Source organism: Segatella copri (genome assembly GCF_024330485.1).
Classification (GTDB): Bacteria; Bacteroidota; Bacteroidia; order Bacteroidales; family Bacteroidaceae; genus Prevotella; species Prevotella copri_L.
Genome location: NZ_JANDWX010000043.1, coordinates 1 through 24,876, shown reverse-complemented (window position 1 = coordinate 24,876; position 24,876 = coordinate 1). Strand labels below are relative to the sequence as shown.

The 24,876-nt window shown below is 39.6% G+C and carries 22 protein-coding genes, 1 rRNA gene and 2 pseudogenes; 4 read left to right on the top strand and 21 right to left on the bottom strand.

Features of this window, described 5'->3' with window-relative positions; all coding sequences use genetic code 11:
• Positions 1-100: 100 nt before the first annotated feature.
• From NNC77_RS14980 to NNC77_RS14950, 7 genes are all read right to left on the bottom strand, one after another.
• Entirely contained in the window at positions 101-1,300 is a 1,200-nt protein-coding gene (locus NNC77_RS14980) for an ATP-binding protein (RefSeq protein WP_254971647.1), read from the bottom strand.
• A gap of 2 nt (positions 1,301-1,302) precedes the next feature.
• Entirely contained in the window at positions 1,303-2,394 is a 1,092-nt protein-coding gene (locus NNC77_RS14975; protein ID WP_147329745.1) for a hypothetical protein, read from the bottom strand.
• Between the two features lie 52 nt (positions 2,395-2,446).
• Positions 2,447-2,887, bottom strand: a complete 441-nt coding sequence (locus tag NNC77_RS14970) for a DUF6169 family protein (protein WP_117695735.1) — start codon at positions 2,885-2,887, stop codon at positions 2,447-2,449.
• Between the two features lie 297 nt (positions 2,888-3,184).
• Complete coding sequence (locus tag NNC77_RS14965; protein WP_117695740.1) at positions 3,185-3,466, bottom strand: type II toxin-antitoxin system YafQ family toxin; 282 nt, start codon at positions 3,464-3,466, stop codon at positions 3,185-3,187.
• A complete protein-coding gene (locus NNC77_RS14960; RefSeq protein WP_117695734.1) occupies positions 3,466-3,669 on the bottom strand; it encodes a hypothetical protein in 204 nt (67 codons plus the stop codon). Before NNC77_RS14960 ends, NNC77_RS14965 begins: the two co-directional genes overlap by 1 nt.
• 158 nt (positions 3,670-3,827) lie before the next feature.
• Entirely contained in the window at positions 3,828-4,097 is a 270-nt protein-coding gene (locus NNC77_RS14955; protein ID WP_254971645.1) for a transcription-repair coupling factor, read from the bottom strand.
• Positions 4,098-4,471: 374 nt separating this feature from the next.
• Positions 4,472-4,894 (bottom strand): hypothetical protein, encoded by a 423-nt coding sequence (locus tag NNC77_RS14950; protein WP_200758667.1) that lies wholly within the window; start codon positions 4,892-4,894, stop codon positions 4,472-4,474.
• Between the two features lie 191 nt (positions 4,895-5,085).
• On the opposite strand from NNC77_RS14950, the gene NNC77_RS14945 reads away from it, so the two are divergent.
• From NNC77_RS14945 to NNC77_RS14935, 3 genes are all read left to right on the top strand, one after another.
• Entirely contained in the window at positions 5,086-5,643 is a 558-nt protein-coding gene (locus NNC77_RS14945) for an HU family DNA-binding protein (protein ID WP_254971642.1), read from the top strand.
• An 88-nt stretch (positions 5,644-5,731) separates the two neighbouring features.
• Positions 5,732-5,866 carry a smalltalk protein gene (locus NNC77_RS14940; protein WP_153079614.1) on the top strand — a complete coding sequence of 45 codons (135 nt, stop codon included), beginning with the start codon at positions 5,732-5,734 and terminating at the stop codon, positions 5,864-5,866.
• Between the two features lie 39 nt (positions 5,867-5,905).
• Entirely contained in the window at positions 5,906-6,430 is a 525-nt protein-coding gene (locus NNC77_RS14935; protein ID WP_254971640.1) for an N-acetylmuramoyl-L-alanine amidase, read from the top strand.
• Between the two features lie 370 nt (positions 6,431-6,800).
• Here the strand turns inward: NNC77_RS14935 and NNC77_RS16740 are convergent.
• The 7 genes and pseudogenes from NNC77_RS16740 to NNC77_RS14905 all read right to left on the bottom strand — a co-directional run.
• Positions 6,801-6,953, bottom strand: a pseudogene (locus tag NNC77_RS16740) (virulence RhuM family protein); the annotation flags it as partial.
• Positions 6,954-6,974: 21 nt separating this feature from the next.
• Complete coding sequence (locus NNC77_RS14930; RefSeq protein WP_254971639.1) at positions 6,975-7,394, bottom strand: type II toxin-antitoxin system VapC family toxin; 420 nt, start codon at positions 7,392-7,394, stop codon at positions 6,975-6,977.
• Positions 7,394-7,642, bottom strand: coding sequence for a hypothetical protein (locus tag NNC77_RS14925; protein WP_254971637.1), 249 nt, complete (start codon positions 7,640-7,642; stop codon positions 7,394-7,396). The genes NNC77_RS14930 and NNC77_RS14925 overlap by 1 nt, the downstream gene beginning before the upstream one ends.
• Before the next feature lie 89 nt (positions 7,643-7,731).
• Positions 7,732-8,079 (bottom strand): annotated as a pseudogene (locus tag NNC77_RS14920) (type II toxin-antitoxin system YafQ family toxin); the annotation flags it as partial.
• Between the two features lie 50 nt (positions 8,080-8,129).
• Complete coding sequence (locus NNC77_RS14915; protein ID WP_254971635.1) at positions 8,130-8,369, bottom strand: hypothetical protein; 240 nt, start codon at positions 8,367-8,369, stop codon at positions 8,130-8,132.
• Positions 8,370-8,603: 234 nt separating this feature from the next.
• A complete protein-coding gene (locus NNC77_RS14910) occupies positions 8,604-9,275 on the bottom strand; it encodes a transcription termination/antitermination NusG family protein (protein ID WP_118081147.1) in 672 nt (223 codons plus the stop codon).
• A 242-nt stretch (positions 9,276-9,517) separates the two neighbouring features.
• Positions 9,518-15,460 (bottom strand): T9SS type A sorting domain-containing protein, encoded by a 5,943-nt coding sequence (locus tag NNC77_RS14905; RefSeq protein WP_254971634.1) that lies wholly within the window; start codon positions 15,458-15,460, stop codon positions 9,518-9,520.
• Between NNC77_RS14905 and NNC77_RS14900 the strand changes: the two genes are divergently transcribed.
• Complete coding sequence (locus NNC77_RS14900; protein WP_254971632.1) at positions 15,429-15,881, top strand: hypothetical protein; 453 nt, start codon at positions 15,429-15,431, stop codon at positions 15,879-15,881. The two genes, NNC77_RS14905 and NNC77_RS14900, sit on opposite strands and share 32 nt — an antisense overlap.
• Positions 15,882-16,163: 282 nt before the next feature.
• Here NNC77_RS14900 and NNC77_RS14895 read toward each other — a convergent pair whose 3' ends face one another.
• The 7 genes from NNC77_RS14895 to rrf form a co-directional block, all read right to left on the bottom strand.
• Positions 16,164-17,663: a hypothetical protein gene (locus tag NNC77_RS14895; RefSeq protein WP_254971630.1), complete on the bottom strand. Its 1,500-nt coding sequence runs from the start codon at positions 17,661-17,663 to the stop codon at positions 16,164-16,166.
• 43 nt (positions 17,664-17,706) lie between these two features.
• Positions 17,707-19,077 (bottom strand): fimbria major subunit, encoded by a 1,371-nt coding sequence (locus tag NNC77_RS14890; RefSeq protein ID WP_194253366.1) that lies wholly within the window; start codon positions 19,075-19,077, stop codon positions 17,707-17,709.
• Between the two features lie 189 nt (positions 19,078-19,266).
• Positions 19,267-20,346, bottom strand: coding sequence for a FimB/Mfa2 family fimbrial subunit (locus NNC77_RS14885; protein WP_254971628.1), 1,080 nt, complete (start codon positions 20,344-20,346; stop codon positions 19,267-19,269).
• A 51-nt stretch (positions 20,347-20,397) separates the two neighbouring features.
• Positions 20,398-22,143 carry a fimbria major subunit gene (locus NNC77_RS14880; protein ID WP_254971627.1) on the bottom strand — a complete coding sequence of 582 codons (1,746 nt, stop codon included), beginning with the start codon at positions 22,141-22,143 and terminating at the stop codon, positions 20,398-20,400.
• Between the two features lie 243 nt (positions 22,144-22,386).
• A complete protein-coding gene (locus tag NNC77_RS14875; protein WP_254971626.1) occupies positions 22,387-23,805 on the bottom strand; it encodes a DUF3868 domain-containing protein in 1,419 nt (472 codons plus the stop codon).
• Between the two features lie 23 nt (positions 23,806-23,828).
• Positions 23,829-24,401 carry a DUF3575 domain-containing protein gene (locus NNC77_RS14870; RefSeq protein WP_437183293.1) on the bottom strand — a complete coding sequence of 191 codons (573 nt, stop codon included), beginning with the start codon at positions 24,399-24,401 and terminating at the stop codon, positions 23,829-23,831.
• Between the two features lie 371 nt (positions 24,402-24,772).
• A 5S ribosomal RNA gene (gene rrf, locus NNC77_RS14865) occupies positions 24,773-24,876 on the bottom strand; the annotation flags it as partial.

The window sequence follows — 24,876 nt, the reverse complement described above, 5'->3', positions numbered from 1 at the left end:
ATAGATGCTACAGAGTTGCTGGCAGATTTCATCGAAAGTAATCCTGTTGCCCATACGCTACGTAATATGCATATTTATAAACAAGCAAGTTGATATTTATTCACTTGCGAAACTTTAGTATGTTATCATTGACCGTATAAACCTTTATATATCTGTTTAAAGAATCAAAGAATTTTGTATAAATACCTTCAAAGGCCGAATTTGCAGAAAGTTTATCTTTCTCTTCTAAAAATTTTTCTTGCAAGCTATAAGATTTCAATAAATCGTTCCAATCAGAAGAATGCTCTTCAAATAACTCCGAACACAACTTTTCTAAAATAGTATTATTATTTGAAAAACTCTTAGAAGATATGGTATTGACTATTTTATCTGTTTGATCACTAGTTTTACCACTACCTATCAAGTCTTTTAAATAAGAAGCCAACAACGAAATATTTGCCTTGCCATTTATAACTTCCAACGACAACTTAAAAGAACTAATTCTTCTCTCAAAGGCAGGATTAATACTTGCAAGAGTACTACCACTTGCATCCGTTGCCGCAGTTAACAAACAATGCCCTTTGATTGCCCCCTTTAAATCTATCAACTCTCTATAAGAAGTCAAAAAAGAACTAAATCTTGCTTTTGACTTCTCATGAATTTTTTCTAATTCATCAATAGCAAATATGATATAGTTACCGCTAACTGCTAATACATTCAAGAAAAAGACTAAAACTTCTCGTCGATTATAATCAGACAGTTGCGGAATGCTATATTTTTGAAAAGCACCTTTAGTGTACTTTCGCCCTGTCCCTAACTCGATTAAATAGTTCAAATCATCAGAACTTTCCTTATGCGATTTAATTTCACTTACATACTCTTTGAGTGAAACAAAAGAATCCTTATATGAAAAGGCTGCTTTATCAATTTCTTCAGAAGACATCTGTATTAATGCATTGCGCAATGATTCATTAAACTGAACCTGAATAATATAAAGCAAAAAAATGATTAAGTCATATTTATCAACATCTGCTCTCCAATATGCAACTTTAACATTACGCTCTTTGAATACTTCATTAAAAAAATATTCAAGGTATCGCAATATATTAGTTTTACCATTTCCATAATTTGCTACAATATACGAAAAAGAAAATTGAGAATCTATTGCAGATATATTATCAGACAATTTTTTTTTCAATTCTTCATTACCAATAACAAAATATGGTAAATTTGGAACAAGACCTGCTTTGAGGTCCAACCGTATTGCCTCTAAATTACAAGGTTTAGGCTCTAACTTTTCCCATAAATTCGAAATATCCATAACTATATAATTTTAACTTTTAATACTGGCACTTGATTTTTAACATAGAATCTACGCCGTTTATCAATGGATTGCACCAAATTTGTAAAAAGCACTATTTTTTCTTCTTTTTTTTGTTCATAATATTGAACTATTATCTTATTCAATGTATTATATGAGCAATGCATCAATGACATAATATCATACAAATTAACGAAAAGAGCATCATGCTTCCCCTCCGAAACCAAAGTATGATACGAGCGTTCAAATTGCTTAAAAGCTTTGTTCATTTTCTCTTCATTACGTACAATTTGCTTTAAAAATTTCCTTTCGTTTTCATTGTGTTCAGCGAAAGCTTCTTCATTTTTAAGCCATTCATATTTCTTTAAAAGATAGCCCCGCTTTGATACAGCACCTAATTGCTTTATCCAACTAAGTCTAACTTTATCATAATTAGAAGTCTGACTTTTGGTGATATACTTAAAGAACGTTACATCACAACATTTCTCAATATACTTTAAATAGATTCTTGGCGCTTTTTCATTTTGCTCAAATGGAAGAGATATAATTAAAGGAATGAGCATATCTTTATCTTTCTCTACCAAAATCCGAAAAATCAAATCTTTTTGAAAAGAATCTAAATAAAAAAACGTAGTCTTATGGCGTGCTAATGATTTTGCCCGTTCGGAAGGATAATATCTTTCATTTATCAAATCCAACTTTTTAGCCAATGTTATGTAATACGACGTATTTTTATATGCACTATAGATTTTTCTGTCAACTTTCTCTTTACGAGATAAAAGTACCTTAGAGATAAGTTCTTTTAACTCTTTAATATTGAGTTTTTTGATCCTTTCATATATCAAATCTGCATTATCTTTTTGAATAACCCCTTCTATTTTCTTCTCAGATTTCATTTTATGATGCAAATCTTTTAAATGAGATTTAAAAAATCGATAATTGATTTCAGAAGCCATACACGTTAGCTGTTCATCCTTCCATAAAGAAACAATAAACTTACATACCCATACTAGTTGGCATAATGGTATATTGAAAGGTCTATGCAAACCTTCCAAACATACAAACTTTCCTTTTGATGTTTTATATTCTACCACGTCTATTTATTTTTTCTATAAAAACTTAAATAAAGAATGTTATTTATTCGTATTATAGCGCATTGAGAGCATCACATGCAATAGTACTATTGTCTATTCCATACTCATCTAACAAAGTAGATGTCACCATTGTAAAACGATTACGATACTTATATGTATCGAACCAATTCTTGAACAACCTTCCTCTCATCAATTGCTTGCCGTCACTTGTAGAGCATAAAAACAACATCGTCGCCTTATTGGCATTGAAGAATTCCTCTACAATTGCTATGACTGTAGCTTTGACATTTTTATCACGAGGTGATTTCACACCGTTGAGATTACCTATGATACATTCGTAGGACTCATCGGATCGAATCAAATCATCAGGCATAAAGCCGATTGAAAACTCAGCTCCTGAATCTGCGATAAAAGTATATGCACCTTCTTGCGTATCTTCTTTCACTGAATATGGTGCACAACTATTAATCTTGACTAAATCTAATTTTTTCATTCTTACAATACACAAAATGATTCTGCTTCCTTACCGGTTCTGCGGCGATAGTCATCACGCATTCGCTTTTCCATTTGTGCTGATTTTTCTACCTCTCCGTCTCTCCTGCAAGGAGAGCTCCACCTCTAACCAAGCCTTCCTCCTCAGGAGGAAGGATGTAACCGCCCTACTCGGTGCTCGGAACCGCTACGCTATAAGGCTGGCGGACCATCAAAGGTCTTCGCCATGTTGTGCGGGATGGGACCGCTTTGCTATAACTTTCTATAACATTTTACTCAGATAACTCATATTAGTGGGCTACCAGCCAAAAATGTCACTATGTGTACCTGTATCGGTTAAAATCAGAATCAATTCTTTATCATTTTGTTTCCAAACTAAAAGCCAATCGGAAGTAATATGACATTCCATACACCCTTTATAGTTTGACTTTAAAGGATGTGGTTTATATTCTGGTGGTAAAGTTCCAGTTTCTGCCAAAATAGAAATGACTTTACGAAATTTACCCTCAGAGCAACCTCGTTTCATACATTTTTTAAATGACTTTTTAAACAATGTTGAATACTTAACTGTATATTTCATCATTCAGCAAGACTCTTCATTAATTCATCCAAATCATTAGTAGCAAAGAGTTTTTCATTCTTTGCTGCTTCTAATGCCTTGTCTAATCTACAAGCCTTAGGGGCTTTTTGCTTTTTGGCAACCCACCCGAATTTCTTAATCAATGATTTGAAAAGAGAAATATCGGTTGCAGGGACATCTAATGTATATGTAGCTGTATTCATAATTGTATCTCCTTTTTATAGGTGAAAATATAAGGGTTTTCTGTGAAACTACCAAATTTTTGGGGTGTTTTTTCATCTCCGCCCAATTACTTGTGGAGATCTACGGTGATATCGAATGGTGAATCGAAATCGTTCAGCATCTCGGTCTTCTTTCTTGATTATTCCTTATCTTTTTTTATCTCGTCAGCAGGTTTCTCCACCAAATTTTGCTCAGCCTGGCTGGCAGTGGGCGCAATGAGATTGTTTCCGCCATGAATATTGAAGATAGCATGGGGATCCTGGCACTCCTTGATTTGATCGATGAGGCCATGATACTCCTTGGACATCATCTTGCGTAGCAGACACTGCACTCGGGAGACGTCGGCAAAGTGATTCTCATTCATGAACTCCTGTGCCTTCTGTATCATGTACAAATTTTTATCCTCCATACTAAATTAACCATCTAGAATCAATAAAAGCCAATTTTCAGCAGCAATTAACCATAATCCGCAAGTTTTGCGAGTTGAAAATCCTATAGTTGTACGACTGTAAAGCTACAGTTGTACGACTATACATGCTATAGTTGTACAACTCTGGAGTTATAGTCGTACAACTATAGGGGTCATAGTCGTACAACTATAGATTTTCAAGAGACCAAATATATTTTTCAACTTTTATACACTGCTGATTATCAGTAACTTATCAAGCCTCAACATAATTTCAATTCTACGAAACGAATTTGGATTCATTGAAAATTCTGAAATTATGGAGTACGTAAAAGTGCCTTTTGTCAGTATTTTTCCTCACGCTACTTCATTGGTGATCATTTCCACTTATACCAAGCTTCATTGATATACTTGCGGATATTACTGATGCCTGTAGTAACCTGAGGAGCCAAGGGCTGTAAGACTTCGATGAATTCCTGCTTCACCATAATATCCTGGTCAACCTTTACATCTGTATCATTCACCATATCCATCACCACCTGAGCCAATTCCTTGGCATTGGTGCATGCAGAGAGCTTGGCTACATATTCTGCTAATGCTTCCACATTATTAATATATAAGGAGAGACGGGTTGTTTCGGGTGAGAGAACAGGCTCTTGACTTGTGGTCTTCGCCTTCATCATCTCCTCTATGTACTTGTCGCCATAAAAGTTTTGCTCAGCCTTGATAGCATTGGGCAGAATCTGGTTGTTACCGCCAGAGATATTAAAGACGATATTTGCCTTATTGTTATCTTCCATTGCTATGATTTTTATTAAAAGTAAACGTATAGTGAATGAGTGGTAAACAGATGGTGAACGTCAGTGAAGGCATTTGTTTTCGCCTCGCCAATGTTGTATCTTCGCAACGTCAATCAGAACAAACGGGATTGCAAATCTCTTTGGACTGACGATGACTGAACTTTAGTATTAATCTTTTAAATGTTTTAATTATGAGTAAAAGCTACAAAGTTGCAAAGAAGACCATTAACATGGGTGAGAAGAAGGGTCAGACTCTCTTTTCTGTTAGACCTTACAGTTACGGTACCTTGACCACCGAGGAGGTTGCTAACCAAATCGCAGTGGAGTCTACAGCTACTCCTGCAGACGTAAAGGCGGTACTCGACCGCTATGCTTACTACGTGAAGGAGAACCTGAAGAAGGGTTACGACATCGAGTTGCTTGGATTCGGCAAGCTCTTCATCCGCTTCATTACCGGCAAAGCCGTAGAAGATGAGAGTAAGGCGAACGCTAAACTCGTCAAGAGTCTCGTTCCTGCCTTCCGTCCTTCTTTCACCAAGTTGCAGAATGGTACTCGTCTCTACAACCTGATTCCTGATTCCATCGAACTCGTCAAGTACGGTGAAGAGAAGAAGGATAAGACCACAGGCGGCGAGACCACTGACGGAAAGAACACTAGCGGTGAGACTACTGGTGGTGAAACCACTGGCGGCGGTTCCGGCACCGAGGCTGGCGGAACTGGTTCCGACAATGGTGACGGATTGGAATAGTCTCCAACTCTGGCAGTGCCTTACCTCTCTGAAAGGGAGGCACTGCTAAACTCTGATAACTTATTGTTTCATTTAAATTTTATTGATTATGAAAATGTTTCGTTCTAACTCTGAATCAAATCCAAACAAGATTTCCTGGACTCAAATCGTGAATGCCATCGTACAGGCGCTGATTGCTGCTCTCACGGCACTGGGAGTAAGCTCGTGCGCAAATGCCTTATAGCAATGTTGAATGTTGAGTGTTGAATGTTGAATTATTCCTATGACGAAAGATACATTTCCAATGAACATTGGCGGGGGGAAGGTACGCTCTGGGCGCATGCTCCTCGCCAAAGTGGAGAACGGCAAGAACATGATGTCTGCCGACTCTGTGAGATTTCTGGTACTGCATTGCTCGGCTAGCCGATGCAATCAGGACTATAGTGTGGAACAGCTGCGCCGTGACCATAAGGCTCGTGGGTTTTATGACATCGGCTACCACTTCTACATCCGTAAGGATGGTACGATGACGCAGCACCGTAAGCTGCTGGAGGTGGGGGCTCATGCCAGACCTTATAATAGATGCTCTATCGGCATCTGCTATGAGGGAGGGCTCGATGAGCAAGGCAAGCCTTGCAACACCATGACAACTGAGCAGGAAACGAGACTCATTGATCTTTTCAGGAATCTGAAGATTCTCTTTCCGAAAGCGAAGATTGTGGGCCATCGGGACTTGCCTGGGACTACTCCAAAGGAGTGTCCGTGTCTGGATGCTGGAAGCTGGGCTGCCCGACACCGCCTTGATTAACTCTTATAACTCCTTTTGGCTGGCATTGCTAGCTAAAGGAGTTTTTTTCTCTTACTGTTAAAGAAAGGTATCATATTATACAGATACCGCCATACGGGCTAATGGTGATTTACCTTCGACTCCCCTGTCCCCCTCTTGCGAAGAGGGGGTCCTTACCCTATATCCAAGCCCTAAATCCCTACCATAGGGATTAGGGATGTAACCGCCCTCCGGTGCTCAGAACCGCTACGCTATAAGGTTGGCGGGGCATCAAAGCCCTCGCCAGGTTGTGCGGGATGGGACCAGCATGTCTGTTGCTGGGGACAACTTGCTATTATATTGCAGAAAATAGGTGCATGGAGACGGCTTGCAGATTAAGACCATCAGGGTTATCAAGATTATAGTAATTCATATTACGTGTAACCATACGATTGCCTTCTTTTCTAACTGTTCGGAATTTCCGAACAGTTGCTGACTGCACCAATTCTCCTTACTGATAAATATTAGTAATGTGCTCACTAATATTAGCTTTACTAGAACCAAAACTTATATCACCCTCACCATTTTATTCAACTGTATAATGAGCCAAAAAATCCTTAGGGGTCAAGACTTGCAATTCCGAAAAAGGGAAATCCTTAACGTTTCTGGTAACAATACAATCCACACCTATTGCCTTAGCAGAAAAATATTGCAATGCATCTTCAAAGTCCTTAGCTTGCAAAGCTACTGCGGACTTTACAACATTCGTATCGACAGATGTTATTTCGGCAAATTCAAACAAACTTGCAAGTACTGCATATATCGCTTCACCAGGGAACTTCTTTCTGCCTATATACGCCATATTGGCACAAGTTAAAGAAGATACATACAATGAACATCCTTGATTATATCCATAAGCCAAGATGGCTTCAGCATCATCACTAAAGCCTTCACGGTCCAGATAATAATCAAGAACCACATTCGTATCTATAAATATCTTCTTCATTACTTGCTCAATATATAGTTTAATCTTTCATCCTCACTATCTTCCACACCAGCTAATACTCCTCGCATCTTTTTCAAATGCAATGGCAACTGATACCGAGATGCTTTCGATTGCGGCTTAGCAAACTTAAACTGCTCTATAAAGAAGCGAAAAGACTTCTTCACAACATCTGCTACATCCAAATTGTTTACATGAGCAAATGTTTCTATGTCGTGATATGTATTATTATCTATAGTAATTGTATTCATAATTGTCTCGTTTTTATGTTATAAACGATACGAAAATACACTTTTTCTATGAAACAGCCAAAATAATTAATAATATTTAAGACTATTCATCAGAACCGCCCTCCGGTGCTCAGAACCGCTACGCTATAAGGTTGGCGGACCATCAAAGGTCTTCGCCATGTTTTGCGGGATGGAACCGCCTGGCTGTTATGGGGATCATGCTTACGTCCTTTACCAAATAATTCAGAATGCGAACCTAAACGAACTAATTCTATTGCATTATTGTTCTTATCAAACCAAATCAAAAGTGTATCATTTTCTATATGGCATTCCATATAGTTCTTCCAGTTGCCTTTCAAAGAATGGGGATTATATTCTTCCGGTATCTGATTGCCTTCTGCCAAAAGCTTAACTATCCCCATAAGCGTTTCTACAAATTCTTTATCATTCTTAAAACGCTTATAATCTTTCTAGAACTGCGAGGTCTTTCGAATTTCTTTCATAAACCCTATTCCTCCATTGATGCCATGAAACTTTCTAAGCTATCTACTCGAACTACTCCCGCATCATGACCACTCTCAGCCTCTTTCATTGCTGCCAAAGTTTCTGCGTTTGGAACATCTTCCAAAGCAGCACTCCTTGAAACAGGGGAGTCTGAAACTATTTTAACGCCTCTCATAAGAGAGAGGACATTCTTTAATTGCTCCAACAAAGATGGACTATCTACCTGTAATGTTAACTGTGCCATAACTTCTATATTTAATTCGCAGCAAAGATAAGGGTTTTCCGTGAAACTACCAAATTTTCAAAGGAGTTTTTCTATCTTCTTTATTCATTGTTTTATATTGTTTCTTTTGGTACGCTGATCTGTTATGAATGCACCTATTAAAGTAACTATAAAGAGACATATCCCTTTAAACAAACTACTTTCAAGAATGTATACCAACGGTTCCATTTTTATGCAACAAGATCATTCTACAACTCAATCTTCTTCAACGACTTCGAGTAAATTTCTACTTATCGTAAGCGTTGCACCACTGATATACTTGATTTCGCTGCCGATGACGGCTTTCTTGCCATTATAGCTCTGTACGTATGCTTCCACACCTTTCATGCTGCCTGCTACCACTCGCACTTTGATTCCTTTCTTCAAAGGAACAGGGGCAGCAGTGACAGGCTCTTCATCATTCTCTACAAAATATCGATAGTTGGCAACAACCTGGTCGGGAATTTGATATATTTTCCTTTGACCTGGCATCGTCAGCATCTTATACACATCCGAACGGAAGCGGATTTTGTCAAGTTGTCTCGGAGAAACATTGCAAAAGATAAAGGTGGAAAGAAATAGCTTTTCTTTCACTTTTCGCTTATTGGAACGTTTGTCTATATAAACTACTTTTACCTTGGGAATCCAGTAATCAAACCAAACATGATTGTGATTAAGATTGATTCGTATAGAATCAGCTATTCTCGTTTCACAATTCACTCTCACTACAGCCACATACCATCCTGCATCAGCAGGTTTTTCAAGCCCTTCATTAGGCTTTTCCGGAACCTTTTTCTTAGCGTTTTGTTCACTTTTTGCCACGGCTTCGCCGTCGTCCCCTGCAATAGTGGACGTAACCTGTGAGTGTATATTTGTCTCTTTCATCATGCGAATCAAGCTCGTTTTTTGATGTCGTTCATCTGAATCTCTACATAAGAGACACAGAAAGTCTTTGCAAATATAAGATAATTGTTGGAAACTAGCAAATTATGCGTGTTAAAAAAAATAATTAAAATGATAGGGACACCTTCGTCTCTATCAAAGAAACAAAGATGCCCCTATATATAGTAAGGTATCAGATAATGTGGGTATTAAAAAAATAAGTATTGATATTTAAAAACCAGAATATACTATCTTACTGAAATCTTCTGACCCTTAGCCTGAGCACAGGACTGGGTAGATGCCTTCACGATGTAAATGCCGGATGGAACACTGAGAATCATTCTCTGCTTATCAGGCAACTGATAACTGTGAACCATCTTGCCATCCAATGTAAATACCTGAACCCTGTCGAGCTTCTCACCACCCAAGGCAGAAACAACGATCATGCCTGCAGCTGGTGAGTAAACCTTCACCGGTGCGCTCTGCTCTTCAGCCTCCATGCGGTCGATACCGGTTGAGGTACGGGTCTGGGTGAGGAAGTATCTTCCGTGATCACCCGCCTTCACCTTCACAGCCTCGCCTTCATGAACTTCTGTAAAGCTTGCCAATGCAGCATCGTAGAGATAAACCGGAGCATCGAGCTTGTTCATACCCTTCAGGGTGAGTGAAACCTCTTCAGCCTGCTGGCTCACGATACCGAGCGGAATCCAGGACAACTCAGGAACAGCATTCACAGCCACCGCCTCGTTGCCGGCAACGGTATAAACCTGCGGAACATCCTTGAGGTTCTGATCATACAAGAGTTCCACATCCTCCTGGTCATCATAGTCGGCAGAAGCCTCCGGACGCAAGGCGATGCGTGCCCTAGAAGTCTGGCCGTTTGAATTCTCAGTCGTTGCTTCAATGCTCTTTACATAGTCAGATGCCATCTGCAGGCCAGGAGTAATGGTGCGGTCAACACACATCGTAGAAGTGAATCTTACTTCTCTAATAGCAGCGCCAGCATTCTTCTTAACAAAGAACGACTGGGTAGGCTGGATAGCATAGTTCTGCTTATCCAATTCTTTAGAAGAAATAGGCTTTACCTCACCTTTCTCTACAATCCAAATAGCGTTCTGCAAACCAGTATTGGCCACGAAGAACTTCTTCAGAGAGATAGAGCAGGTATATGGATTGGCTACGAGATAGTATCCGCTGTTGTTACCATCTCCCAAGGTCTGAGTCTTCTCTGCAAGATGCTTCTCATCATTACTGAAAGCAACGAGAAGCTTGCCATGGCCATTGTTCTTACCAACAGTTGCAGAATCACCAGTAGTTGTTGTTCCATCATAATCAAAGTACTGATAGCTGGTATCTTCCTTTGGCAAACGGAGGAGCGCTTTCTTAGTCTTATCCTTTGGCAAGAGCGCATTACCAGCCTTGATAGCGAAGCCACCGAAAGTTCCATCTGCGGCATAGCTCTCGTCCACCTTATTATATACGTGGCTCCAGTAGCCGAGATTCATATCAACATCACCTGGAGCTGCTCCATCCGGATAATGATATGCATTATGCTTATCATCAGGGGTGATTTCCTTCACATCACTCTTCATCCAAGCTCTCTGATAAACCGGATACTTGCTCCGGCTATATACATTCGTATCAAACGTGATATCCGTAAACGCCTTGGTTTCCTGTCGTCCATCCTTTGCTGGCACATACATATCACCGGCGTAGATATACTGCAGAGGCGAAGCCATGGTGTACCACTTATTTGGTTCCAGCTCTTTCTCTACCCAAGCCTTGTCATATATCAGATAGCACTGGTCGCGAAGCTCGCCCTGAGGTTTGAAGTAAATCTGATGACAGGTATTGCCATAGAACTTCTCACACTTCAGATTACCTGCTTCCAATCCCTTATCAGCAGCTGCTTCATCCCAGTAAGTCATAATATCATACTGGATATACTTCGTAGCCTCATTACCCTTGCCATTGGTCAGCTTGGTAGCAATCTTATTGGTGCTACGGTAAACGACATTACCGAGGTCAGGAAATGGCAAACCATTCAGATTGCCTATGGTTACCTTGGTAAACTTCATTGGCACATAGCTGTTCAGCGTAGGAATATCCTTTGCAGAAGTTGGCGTACCCGACATACTGCTTCCATAAGCCAGATAATCTGTATACTTATCATCATACAATTCTGTAGAAGATGAGCGATGCCAGTTATCATCATTATTCCAGTTGGCGTTCATACCGCCATCGGCAGTAGGAGTCCAGGTAATGAACTCCGGTACAATCTTCACCTTGAGATAAGACTCACCAGGGCAGTTGGTAGTTGCCGCAGAAGCTGCTCTCTTCTCGTAAACGAATCGGAGAACATAGTAATATCCCTCGTTGAAATTCTCTACGGCATCATCTAAGAACTTGAGATTGAGGGTTGACTGAACTTTTGGATCAATAGCAGCCAACTCTTCGTTCTCCAATGTTGCAACTTGTGTATTCAGCTTCTTTTCCCATAAAGGATCGTTCGTAGATGCAACATACACCGATGTCGAAGGACCAGCAGGAGTTTTACTATTATCATCAATGAAAGTAAGTGGCTCAGTAATAGCTGTTCCATCTCTCATCGTAGCACTATGAAGAGGTACCTTCAAATATCCCTTAGAAGCCTTCAACTTCTCCAGCTGTGGCAAACCGATACGAAGCGATGCCTCATAACTGCCATCATTGAATGGATAATCCACATCATTGAAACCGAAGTTAAGCTGTGGTCCATCCTTCATCACACGTAAATCTACCGGTATAGCACTTGTACACAACAGATAGGTTGTACCATTGATTTCGTATGGAATATAGCCATCTTTATTCTGATCTCCCTCAGGCTGCATATAGATTTGATAAGTTTTACCCAAGGGAAGTTTTTCCTTGCTGATGGTGATTTCGTTGCTGGCTGTTTCGTTCAACTTAATTTTCCCAGCTGTACTACCAAGATACCAGAAGAACTTAACATTATCCAATGTTATCTTACCACCATTACGAGGGTCAGTTGTAATCAATTGTCCCTTGATTTTAACCTCATAGTTGTCGGCTTGATCGCAAGGAATCTTATAATCCGTTACGATATTACCTTTAGTATCAGTAATGACTGGATGCTGGCTAACCATTTCGAACCAGTCACTATATACCGAGCAAATTTCTGCAGGTGAGCCCCAATTAGCCTTACCCTCAGCAGGATTACCTGTAGATACAGATACATAATACTTCTTACCTGTAGTCAAAGGATAGTCTTTATTGCTAAGCACAATATAGGTTTCACCTTCACTGTCTACTTCTATCATATTAGTACCATCGATTTCAAAGTTCTTGCACGTTTCCTCTGAATCGTATACGTCTACAGTACCATATTCATCACCATCAACTTTCGTCGTCGTATTTTTATTTATATCATGTAAGGTATATGAATAAAGTCCTTTACCAGAAACAGGTTTACCATCTTCATCCACTAAACGGAAATAAATTTTGGTATCTTGATGCCCCAAGATTGCATTCAATGTCTCGTGGATAGCACGTATCTTCTGCTTGATGGTTCCAGTTGTAGCACCGCCACATACCGGCTTCTCCTGGAGTACCTGCACCTTAGCTGGTTCGATATAGATACGGATATCATCTACGGCATAATCGGCACCCTCGGTATTCTGACAATAGTTATCAATGACAACTCTAAAATCAGAGTAATTCTCTACACCAGATTCCTTCTGAATGACAATTTTACCATAAACCTGATACCATGTAGCTTTTTCTATGTTTCCGTCGCTATTTTTGTCGATATTATTTTTAAAATCTCCAGACGAGAAAGAATGAAGCAGTTTTTGACTCTGTATATTTCCTTCTGCATCATAATTCACTCCATAAAGTTTAAACATAACCTGAGGGAGTTCATCGGCATGAGTCATATCTGCGACATTAGCAGAAAATATCATCTGCATACCCGTACAGAGATTTGCCCTAAAATCTACAGCGGCAATCTGACGACTCTCATCAGAAGCATCCACATAAAGGAAGTGTCCGTTCTGAGATCCATTCGTCATTTCGTACGTGCGATCATGCAAGGTTTTATCTGTCCACCAAACATAACCATCCTCACCAGTAGCATAACTATGTCCTGAAATACCAGAAATATTAGCAGTTTTATAAAGTCCATAATCTCCATGAAGTGGGGAATGTCCAATACTTACAGAATAACCAGTAGCATCATAGTCTATCAAATCACGATATACGAAGCTATAGGCACGTCGATCCCATCTTGATGGCAATCGGTCTTGGTTGTCATCTGGAGTTGTTGGGGCTGCCACCGTCTGTTCATCATCATCATCGTCAAATGAAATAGGCTTGGTGGCTTTTTGATAATGCTCATCAAGATATGATATGGTTCTGTTATTATAGCCTTCAGCAGTTATCTGCTTATGCGTCATTGGATGGAATCCCATAAAACGAACATCAAAGTTAGCTACAGGACACATATCGTTTACTACTTTCAAATAAGCTACAACAAATACAGGAACACCTTTATCTATAACCGGCTTATCCTCAGCAGCAATAGGCAAACCTTTTAAATTATACCAGTCAGCATCATTCAATTTTTTTTCACTTAAATCAAGAAAGCGCTTATCATTATTATTCTCTTGTAACTCGCAATATTTTGTTTTAGAAACATCATAAATACGCCATACGATAGAACCGTACGAAGGAACAGAGACATATTTTGACTTATCAAAATCATCTTCAGTAATATCATTATTGTATACAACCTTTTTCAAGCCAGCAGATGTCATCGGATAAAATGAGTATCGAGAAATATCATTCAATTGCAAACGCAATGTTGTTACTGAGTTTTCATCCTTATAACCAAATGTAACCTTCTTATTATCTTCATAAGTATAATCACCATCCTCATGATTACATAATGCAGCCATGATATCATTAGCAATCTTCTTTTTGGGAAGAATATGGAAGATGTAACGAATAGACAAAGTTGGTTCATGGAGCAGATAAGTCTTTGACTCATCCATTCCGTCAATATATCTACTTACATCACAGGCAATGGTCTCCCCTTCCCATGAATCGCTAACATGGGAAGTAGTATAATTAACACCTATCAGATTCCTAATAGGATGTTTACCGATATTATTGGCGAATAATCCCCAATTTCCCTTCTTGAATAATTTTGTTTGTGTTTCATCAAAAACCTTAAGATGTTCTGATCCTTGATCAGTATTATAATCATACCAACGGAAATAACCACGAGGTTCAAGATCATTACCATTTCCATCATACCCCTGAAATGGCAGGGACAAGAGAATCTGCTTGTTGTCTTCTTCTCCATCAACATAATAATAATACTCCCATTCATGGGTCTTCTGATAGGCATGCCCATTCACCATGTCCCAGTCTCCCTTTTTATTGGCGATACCTTCGTAATGCTTGAATGGGAGATCATTTGGAGAATAGAGTTTTACATTTATCTTGCTCTTGAAAGCTGATGGCTCTTTTGTAATGACGCCATATTTCGCTTCATGGCCAGTGAGGTCATTAGTCAACAAGCAATATACCTTCATGTCTGAAGACCATGAAGAACCGGAAGGCAACTCGAAAGTTACATTCAATCCATTTGGCAATAAAGAAGAACCCTCGGTTGATAACAAGGTATAATACCCCGCACCATCAGAAGTTTTGCGCAAAGCCAAAGCACTATTACTGGAAGTAGCACTAATGATTTTACCATCCTTGTCTGCTAATACCCAACGCATATAGAAGTTGCTGACATCTTTCTTATCAGCAACGCCGAAATCAGAAAGAATCTCAGGAACTACATCTTTCAAACTTACCTCAAGTTTATAGTCTTTATATATCGCATCTACATCATGACTTTCTGCTGCAGCTCCATTGTCAGCAGAAAGCTCCAAAGGAAGCGCATCAAGTGTTTCTTGCTTTACAAACTTAAAGGAATATTCTCCATTAAGAGTTGGCTCTTGAAGAATATAAGTATTTTTATTATATGTTACCACCTTGGCATCATCATTATCATTATTTGCCCAAGTACACTTCAAGACATAGTTCTCTACATTATCTCCTTCTGGAAGATTCGAGAAATCAAAGGTCACAGTACGGGCTGCCTCATTGGCTATAGCGGTTGCATTAAAGAAAATCAAATCAGAACCTTTAACTGCTGATGAAGAATTACTCAATATATCTGTTATGGGAGCAACAGGATCGGTAGCAGTCTCAGACTTAAATAACTGCCAACGCAAATACTTTGCATTGAAATCTGGCAAAGTAACAACATGGGTTGAGGTCGCAGTTGTTGGGATTATAGAAATACTTTCTGCTGTGGAAAAATTTGATGATTTACTGCCAGGCTTAATCGCAGAAGACTTCAAGCCTTCTTCTGTATATAAATCAAATTCCTTCCTTGTGACGCCTGCAAGATTCTCTTTTTCGGTTAAGAGTTTGGCATCGTTTGAAAGAAGGAGAACGAGTTTTGAATTATGGATATCAGTACTATTAGTATCTAATTTATACTCAAAAATTTCTTTCCAAGGCTCCCCATATGAAAACTTAGTCTTATTATAATACACATAACTATTGTCTTTCAGATGACCATCCCATCCATAAGAGACTTTATTTATAGAATTACTACTATTATAATTATTAGAAATCACCCAATTTGATATATCAAGTTTCTTTCCATCTTTCTCAAAATAGAAACATGCATAATCAAATTTACCCAATATATAATCCCTCAATGATAATGGAGTGTCACCCTTTACTAATGAACCATCACTAGCCCATCCTTCCACTGGCATCAAAACCAATGAAAGGAGGAGGATGAGAGTACGATATATGTTTTTAATCTTATTCATAGCGATAGTATTTACGTGTATAATGTTTACGAGCAGCAAAGCTACTCAAATCCTTGGTGAAAAGTATCTTGTATATTAGAGACTTGCCTGTTACACCCGGTACAGGGACAGTGACCTGATAGAGGGCACTCTGCTTGTCGGCTTTGTCATCATTGAAGATACCTTCAAAATAGCCGGTGGTTGGATTCCATGATGGAAGACCTTTAAATACCTTTTTGGCATTCGTTTCGGCAGCAGTGGCATCTGACATACCATCTTCTTGGATTAACTCCCATTTTACTTGGGTATTGTCGATGTTGCCGGAAACCTCGGTGTCATCAGCCTTTACAACTTTTGGCTGGATATGGAATTCCTCTTCCGGGTAATAACAGGTGTAGGAAAGAGTGGTTCCGTTATCTGTTATGGATGGATAGAGACCGATGGCTGTGAAAGACTGAACATCAAACTTCAACTTGTAATCATCTAATGAGATTGGAAGAATGTGATGGTCGTTGCGAGCTATCGTTGTCCAATCCTTGAACAGGGCGTAACGCTTGACTCCTGCTGATGTATTCAGATTGATGATGAAATACTTGGAAGTATTGCCCGCTTCGCTTTCATTCACATAGAATGAAACCTCATTCTCTGTATTATAATCGTTTATATTTGCCTGTATCGTCATTGGTGAAGACAGCTTATAAGTATAATTCTCCGTTGCAGCCTGCTCTACCAGATTCGGAACACATGTAACCTCATCTTTATCTGCACCAGTTAGGCTAGATGAGCCAGTTGCACCAGAGGTTCCTGAAGCATCTGAATGCTTTGGCAACAACATGATATTACCCTCTTTATTGACATCAGTTGAAGGATTTGAAGTTACATCATTCAAAGTAATGTCCTTGATCTCTAAATCTGTAGAACTTGGATTCTTAAACTTTAAAGTAACCTTTGCCAGCATTCTTACTACCCAAAGGTTTGTGATATTTGGCTTGCCTTCAGCATTTATTGTCACTTCCTGCTTATTACTCATAGGAATACCTGTGCAGTTTGGGTCATTCACATCGAAGCCATTGCCATTCATCTTCCACTTCATGATGTCGAAATTAACTTCTGCATCTTTAGAGATGCCTAGCTCGGAGGGAGTAAGATTGGCGAAGGAATAAACCTGATAGGTGGCATTCTTAGGAAGATCTTTTATCGTAACTTCATCTTTAATACGATTACCCTCCGAAAAATTGGAGTTCTCTGCAAAAGAAACAACCTTGCCGTCTTTTACAAAGGCTACAACCCAGCTCTTCATGTTTTCTGCATCTACGCCATCGTTCCATGATAAAACAGCTCTTGTTCCGGAAGAAGAAGCCGTAGAAAGAGTCATGTGGACGGTAACCTTGTCGCCTCGGTTAACGCCTCCACTGTCTCCCTGTATAGGGTCTGCACTATCAGTGGAGCAAGCCGTCATAAAGGCTAGCACCATCAGAATCAATGCCGTATGTATCGTCTTAATCATTTTCATTGTTTTGAAAACTATACTTTCTGTTTATCTGTTTGTTTTGTTGTTACATTGTTGTCTCCTCGTGAGTATAGGTTGCCCATTTTCTCACATTGAGGGTAATCTTTATTCCATCCGGTCCCTTTCCAGTAATTCCGTCAATACGAACCCGATAGATGTTATTGCGGACAATGCCGTAATGCATTGGGTCAGAAGTTGTACCTTTACCCGTAGGGTCGCTATGCCGAATGACGTAGGTATAGCATTTTGGTTTACCGACTGCACCCGTTTTAGGACTACCGAATATACCATTAGCCATGTCTTCAGCTTTAGCAACTTGCCATTGATCTGCATCATAATATGTACCCTTAAACACTAATCCCGTTGCTGTTTCTTGAGAATTATCAAAGGAAGTATTCTCCATGACATAATCAAGAATATAGTACTTATAATTATACGGAGTGGTGGCTTTTGGATTATCATTATCGTTTCCATGACTTTTTTTGGCTTTCTTCACCTTATAAAAATTAGGAAAAGTCATTGACTCCCAATCTGCTCTACTTTTCTTTTCATTACGATAAACTACTCCTTTACGACCAACCGTCCATGGACAAATCACATAGTTCGTTGAATTATGATTTGCATCTTCTGTTTCCGGTGAAATGTAGTTTACGGTATTTTGGTCGTTAACATTAGTAACTCTTTTTATGAGATATTCACCTGAGGTTACATCGTTATATGGCATAACAGACTCTAAAACAAAACCACCAATAACATTATTCGATGCATCAGTTACATTATAATTATATGTATATGTATTTGTTTTCTTATTCTCCTGACACTTAGCATTTGGCATGATATCAATACGAGCAGCCAGTCTTTCTATATTTATATCCACAAGATACGGATCTTCCAGAGAACCTGTATGACCAGCAGGAGTTAGTTGAGCATCCGTTAAAGATGACATCAAGAAGTTACTTGAATTTGTTATATCTACACCGTCTCGTGTACAAACATTCATAATAAGTTTATCACGAATATCTTTCAACTTTTTACCTTGCCATTCGGAAGTCATATCATCAGCATTAGCAACTACAAGCAGATGATAGTTCTTTTCCATAATTTCATTTTGTATCTGTATCGGTGAAGATTGCCATATTGCAGAATTACCACCACTATTTGTAGAGAAGTGCTGAAAGTAAATAACCTTTTCTATAGTGGCATTATCATCACTCATATCATTCTTTTGTGATGAATAAAGCAATAAGTTTAAGTTGGTAACGGTTCGCTCATTAGTTTCACCTACATCATCACCATCGCCATGCTCTCCACCTGAAGGATTCTCTGTAAAATAATACTTATCATCTGCACCTGCCCTACTCGCACGTGTATCTCCATAACCATCCACTGTCACCCTTACCTGCAAATATGATTTCATATCCCCATTGTGCATTGGAAAGTCACTGATATTGTCTCTCACACAAGATGTGAAGGACATTACCAGTAAAAGGACAAGCAATGAACGGATTATCGATTTCATCTTAAACATATACTTTATATTTTAGGGCTTACAAGAAGCCAGTAGGACTAATATTTTTATTTTCGATTCTCTTTGGATTCAAGAGTTTTAATTGAGTTCTTCAAACTGGATGCGCTTGCTCCAACTCAGTACATTCACGCTGATGGTGATGTAGCAATACTTGAGCTTGCCACCCTGGATAAAGAACTGAAGTTTGTAATCGTAGGCACGGTCTAGGAATTCCTGTGCACTGTAACTGTACTCCTCGCTGGTGCGAAGACGACTCAAGAGGTCTGGTAAATCTACATTCACTACCGTATTTCCGGTCTCCTTGTTCTTAATCAGGAGGCGGCCATCCAGGTTGTAATCTTCGTGTTTCAGAATGCGGGAAGTCATAAAGTCTGCATGGGCTATCTTGCCCTGCTCGTCCTCATCTACCGTATTCCATGTAGCATGAGGGGTATAAATAAGTTTACGGCTCTCATCGAGAGAGTTATCCCAAAGGATGCGGGCATTATGATCTTCGATGGTCATCGTGTAGTCGTTGACATCCATATCCTGTGGAGAGTCAAGGTCACGAAGCGCCACATTGATCTTCTTGGTATCACGCACCAGAGGGATGGTTGCATAAGAAGGTTTTGAGGATGATACCTCTACTGCCTCCAGCAGTTTACCATGCCAGAGGGTATCAAGAGGAAGGCTGTTGTTGACAACCTCATCATACTCTCCCCTATTTTCATGGTCGAGATTCACTTCCAGTTTCTGCATCTTATCTCCTGTAGTCGATGGAGCGGTACGAACGAACTTGGCACGGCCTGAAGTTAACTGGTCGGCGTATGCATTCTGTCCGGCAAGGGCAAGGAACTGATATTTACCTGGCTGCAGGTTCTCGACGTGCATCATATAATTTGGGTCTTTGAGAGGCGATGATAGCGCAGAATTCGTCTCGGTCTGTTGGGTTATATAGTTTCCGTTCTCGTCGAATACATACAGCGTTACCTGTCCAACATGGTCATTGAACATGTCGGCACGCTGGAGGTTATAATCATACTTAAACTTCACATATACACCATTAGGACAATCGCTGTAGTCCTGGTGCCACATATCGTGGCATGAGGTTGCGACGGCCAGGGTCATGGCAGCTGCCATGACACCCTTCAACCATTTATTTATCTTCTGCGCTATCATATCGCTAATCAATTATTATTTTCAAATTTTTATCTTAAATGTATTTACATCTTAGTGCAAAGTTGCACCCTGTGTACGCTTAGCCCAAGAGAGGACGTTGATACGTACTGCAATATAAGACTCCAATTCATCATCTGTAGTTGTTGTAAGTGTAGGTCTTATAGGAGAACCTAATCCCTTAACACCTTCTACAGTAATATCATACCAGTTGTTACGGAGAACACCATAACGGCCGAGCCAGTTATTCTCTGCAGTCTTAGTACCATCAGGATAAATCTTACCTTCTGATACACCAAGTTGACCCTTCGCCCATGGAGTCAATTCATCACCAAAATGCTTGATACGCACAGTATAATAAGACTCTCCATTCTGATAATAAGTAATAGTACCTATAGCTGCTTTAACATTATCTAAAGCAGGATAAGTTACTGTTGTTGGATCAGTCAATTTTGAATCTGCAACCTTAATATCTGTTACAATAACAGCAGTAGGGTTAGTCTTATCTAATGTTACCGTAATATCGGTTGTTGTAATTGTTTCACCAGCCTTACCATTGGTTTTCAACCAAGTATCTTCCTCTGTAATGAACTTACCAGCAACCAAAGTTTTCAAATCATCCTCTGTATATAGAGTTGTCTGATCACCACCAAGAATATAGAAAGAAGTACCACCATTCAACTTAGCTTTAATAGTTGCTAATGTTGTCTGATTCTCTCTCTGCTTCTCAACGTTAAAAGTGTTTTCAAAGCAATACTGAGGATTTTCATCTCCATAAGTATTCTTGAAATCTGTAGCACGCTTCAAAACAGTACTAGCATCAGTATCATAATTCACATCCTTGGCAAAATAAGTACGATACAATCCTGGAGCAACTTCTGTATGTCCGACAAAGCGATAAGGTTTGGCTGTCACATTTTCATTAGCATAGTTCATCCATGAATTGAAACCATCTGTTGAACGAACCAAATATGTTGTCGGATTATAATTATCGATTGCCCAACCTGTTACTTCAAAAGAAACCTTATCTGTTGTACCATTATCTGCTTTATTAACAGTTCCCTTTTGAAGAGTTACCTTTGCGACACCGCGCTCAACATAAACTTCTGCAGGATCACCAGTCTTAGCAGCTAATTCTGAATCATAGATTTTATCTTTCAAATCAGTCAATGTAGTAACTTTTGTACCTGTAGCTGGAGCTGTACTACCACCATTGCTGCTAGCTAATGGAGCATTAGCCATATAGAAGCCCTCTTTTGTAAAGTCCTTGTCTTTTGTTGCATCAGCTTTTTCCAAGAAATTTTTGAAAGTTCCAGTAAATTTTGTACCATCAATAGTCAAAGAATTATCAGTATCATCAACAGTAAAGATACCATTCTTGTTAAGAATCACCAAAGCCTTAGCTTTGTTAATTGACTTTGTAACCTTCTGCACAATCTTCCTTGACTGAGTAGTAATGTTATCATCTGAAGGTGCAAGTTTTTTCCAAGGTTCTGTACTCAACTTATAAGCAGCTACAAATGTCGCACTATTTTCATCAGCACCATCGAACAAAAGAAGAGTAGCATCTTTCACAGCATACTCATTAGCCAAACCATCTTTAAACTGGTCATTGCTAGAATCAAAAGCACGAGAGCTACTACCTGACTGACTAGGCATATTAATAGTAAATGCTACATAGCCATCACCACTCTGATTAGAACCTGTGTTGTTACCACCACCATTCAGATCATCGCTACTTGAACAAGAACCGAGCATCAGCCCTGCCAATGCAACGGAAAATAATAAAGTTTTCTTCATCTTGTAAGTTATTATTATTGTTATTAATATTTTATTTCTTTACTTATAACCGCTCTTAAAAATCTAATTATATTACATTTTTATATATTTGGTTTACAATTCATCTAATACGTTATATTTGAGTTTCTTTCTATATTTGTACTTAGAAAAAATATGCCTGGTTCAGGAGACTGTCCCAAGCCAGGGCAGTGCCCTGACTCTAAGGAACAGCTATATTAACCTAAACAGACAGTATGTATAACTTTATAGATTCTGTAAATTTTCTTTTGCAGAAGCAACACCAGCCTTGGCAGCCTGCTCCAGATAATAACGAGCTTGCTTCTCGTTGCCCTTCAGTATCTCATAAACACCTCGGGCATTCTGGGCATCGGCACAGTTTCCTGCCTTGTCGAGATATTGTTTCGCATCATCTGCATCACCGGCATTCAAGCGGGTTATGGCTGCATTCAGATTCGCTGTCTCATTCTCTGGGAACATGCGGACGGCAATCTCCATCACATCATTAAACTCCTTGCTGCCTGGCTCGTAAGTCTGGGCTACCAGAAACATCTCCTCCTGGCTCAACTGCTGTGGCTTGGTCTTGATGATCTCCTTTGCCTCTTCCACATCAAAAGGTTTCACCTTATACGTAATGTGGTAGTCGGAATGGCGGAGGGCTGGATACCAGGTATCGAGCATAAAGCGATACTCTGAAGGATACAGCTTTTTAATCTTCAACTCGCGGGCATCCGGATTCAGACTCTTATCGGCAATAATCGCCAGAATGGCATCCTTATGCTCCAGGTTGCTACCTTTAATATAAGCTATCAGACCATCCCAATCCTCTGGAGTAGAAGAAACCGTGAAGAGGTTGTTTGGCAACTTCACCATCCGGCGGACATATTCGGTCAGCGTCTTGGCACGGTTCTTTGCCAGATAATCATTATGGGTGTAAGGACTCTCCGGTGATGCATAACCATGAATATTGATGCCGCTCACTTCGAGATTCTTATCTTCCTTCAATGCATTGATGGTACGGATAATGCTATCCAACTGTGCAGGATTACGGCGATAATCTGGATGCAACTCTATACGGTCTACCGGGAAATCGATATAAGCGCGCTTATCCAGATGACGGACCTTGATTGCCTCTACCTCCGGACGGACGAAAGAAGTTACCGGCTGGCGACGGCGAGAAACCGTGAAATCATTGCCATCCTGCAGATCACCACAACCGCAGAGGTCTTCGTGAATATCCAAATCGTAGTTTCTTTCCTTAGAAGAGAGAGGAACGGAGGCAAGATACTTCACGGTCTGCTGCTTCTTGTTGTCTCGCTTCACCACGAAAGCCTGAGGAGAAAGCTGCAACTGTTTCTTTCCAACCCCTCGGTCAAACATGATCTGCTGTCTTCTACCGTTGATAACAATCTCAGGCATCTTGAGCAACTCTCCCTTATGCTTGATAATCGGAGTATACACAAGCTGGTTGTTAGTAGGGAGATCCAGGGAATCGAGATTCAGATCCATCATAACCGTAATCAGGTCATTGTGATGCGACATCTCTACATGAGATACCTGTATCTTTTCAGCAGCCAACTTGAGACTCTTGCAATCCTGGGCTGCAAGAGGCATAGCCATCAAAAGAGAGCTGAATAATAATATGTAGTTCTTAAATTCTTTCATACTCATAGATTATGTTTAATGAGTTACAACATATAAATAAGAGAAATGGCTGCCTTGGTAGGACCCACATAGTTGTCATGAGATGACTTCTCCTTCTCGCCACAGGCACCACACTTGAACTTTTCGTACTGGATATAATCATATCCGAAACCTACTGAGGTTTCCAGGTTCCAGTGCTTGGAAAGAGGCCATTGATAACCAGCGGTCACACCACCACCTACATACCATCCCTCATAGCGATGATTACGTAGAGATTTGAAAATGCCTAGGGGTAGCTTCACTCCTCCTGCATTAAACTGTCCGCCCATGGCATGAACACCCAAGAACCAGCCATTGAAGCTCTGGCAGAACCAGTAACGGTATTCTGGTTGCAAAAGCCAATGACGAAGGCTTGACTGGTCGCCACCGGACTGTTTCCAAGGATTGAAGCCAAAGAATACCTGAGCGGTATGCTTCTTGCCTAAGGCAGTCTCGACACCGAGATTAGGAGTTGTTGTAGCCCAATATAAGAGGTTGGACTTCACTCCCATGTTTTGCGCATAATTAGCTAGTGATACAAATATGAGTAACACTAAAGCTAAAATTAATCGTTTCACCATCTATTAAAAGAGTTTAGTTAAGTCTATTTGTATCTTTTGTTCTTACTACATAAATAGGTAATTATATAAATTAACCGTTTACATGATAATTCGCATTTTCTTGGGGCAAAAGTAGGAAAAAGTTGTGAATAGGAGGTGTATAAAATGTATTTTTTTGGTGGAAAGAAACATTTTAGTACGTTATTTTACTGATTTTATAAATGTAAACCCCACAATTAAGCAACATTTTATACATATCATGATTTAGGCAAATGCTGCAGCAAAAATTGAAGAAAACAGATGATGTAGACAATAAATATACAGATTTGAAATCAGTATGAAAACAAAAAAGCCTCAGAAATCTTTCGAAATCTGAGGCTCTTGATAAAAGGAGGCGGCTACCTACTCTCCCGCATTGCATTGCAGTACCATCGGCGCAAGTGAGCTTAACTTCTCTGTTCGGAATGGGAAGAGGTGGGACCTCACCGCAATA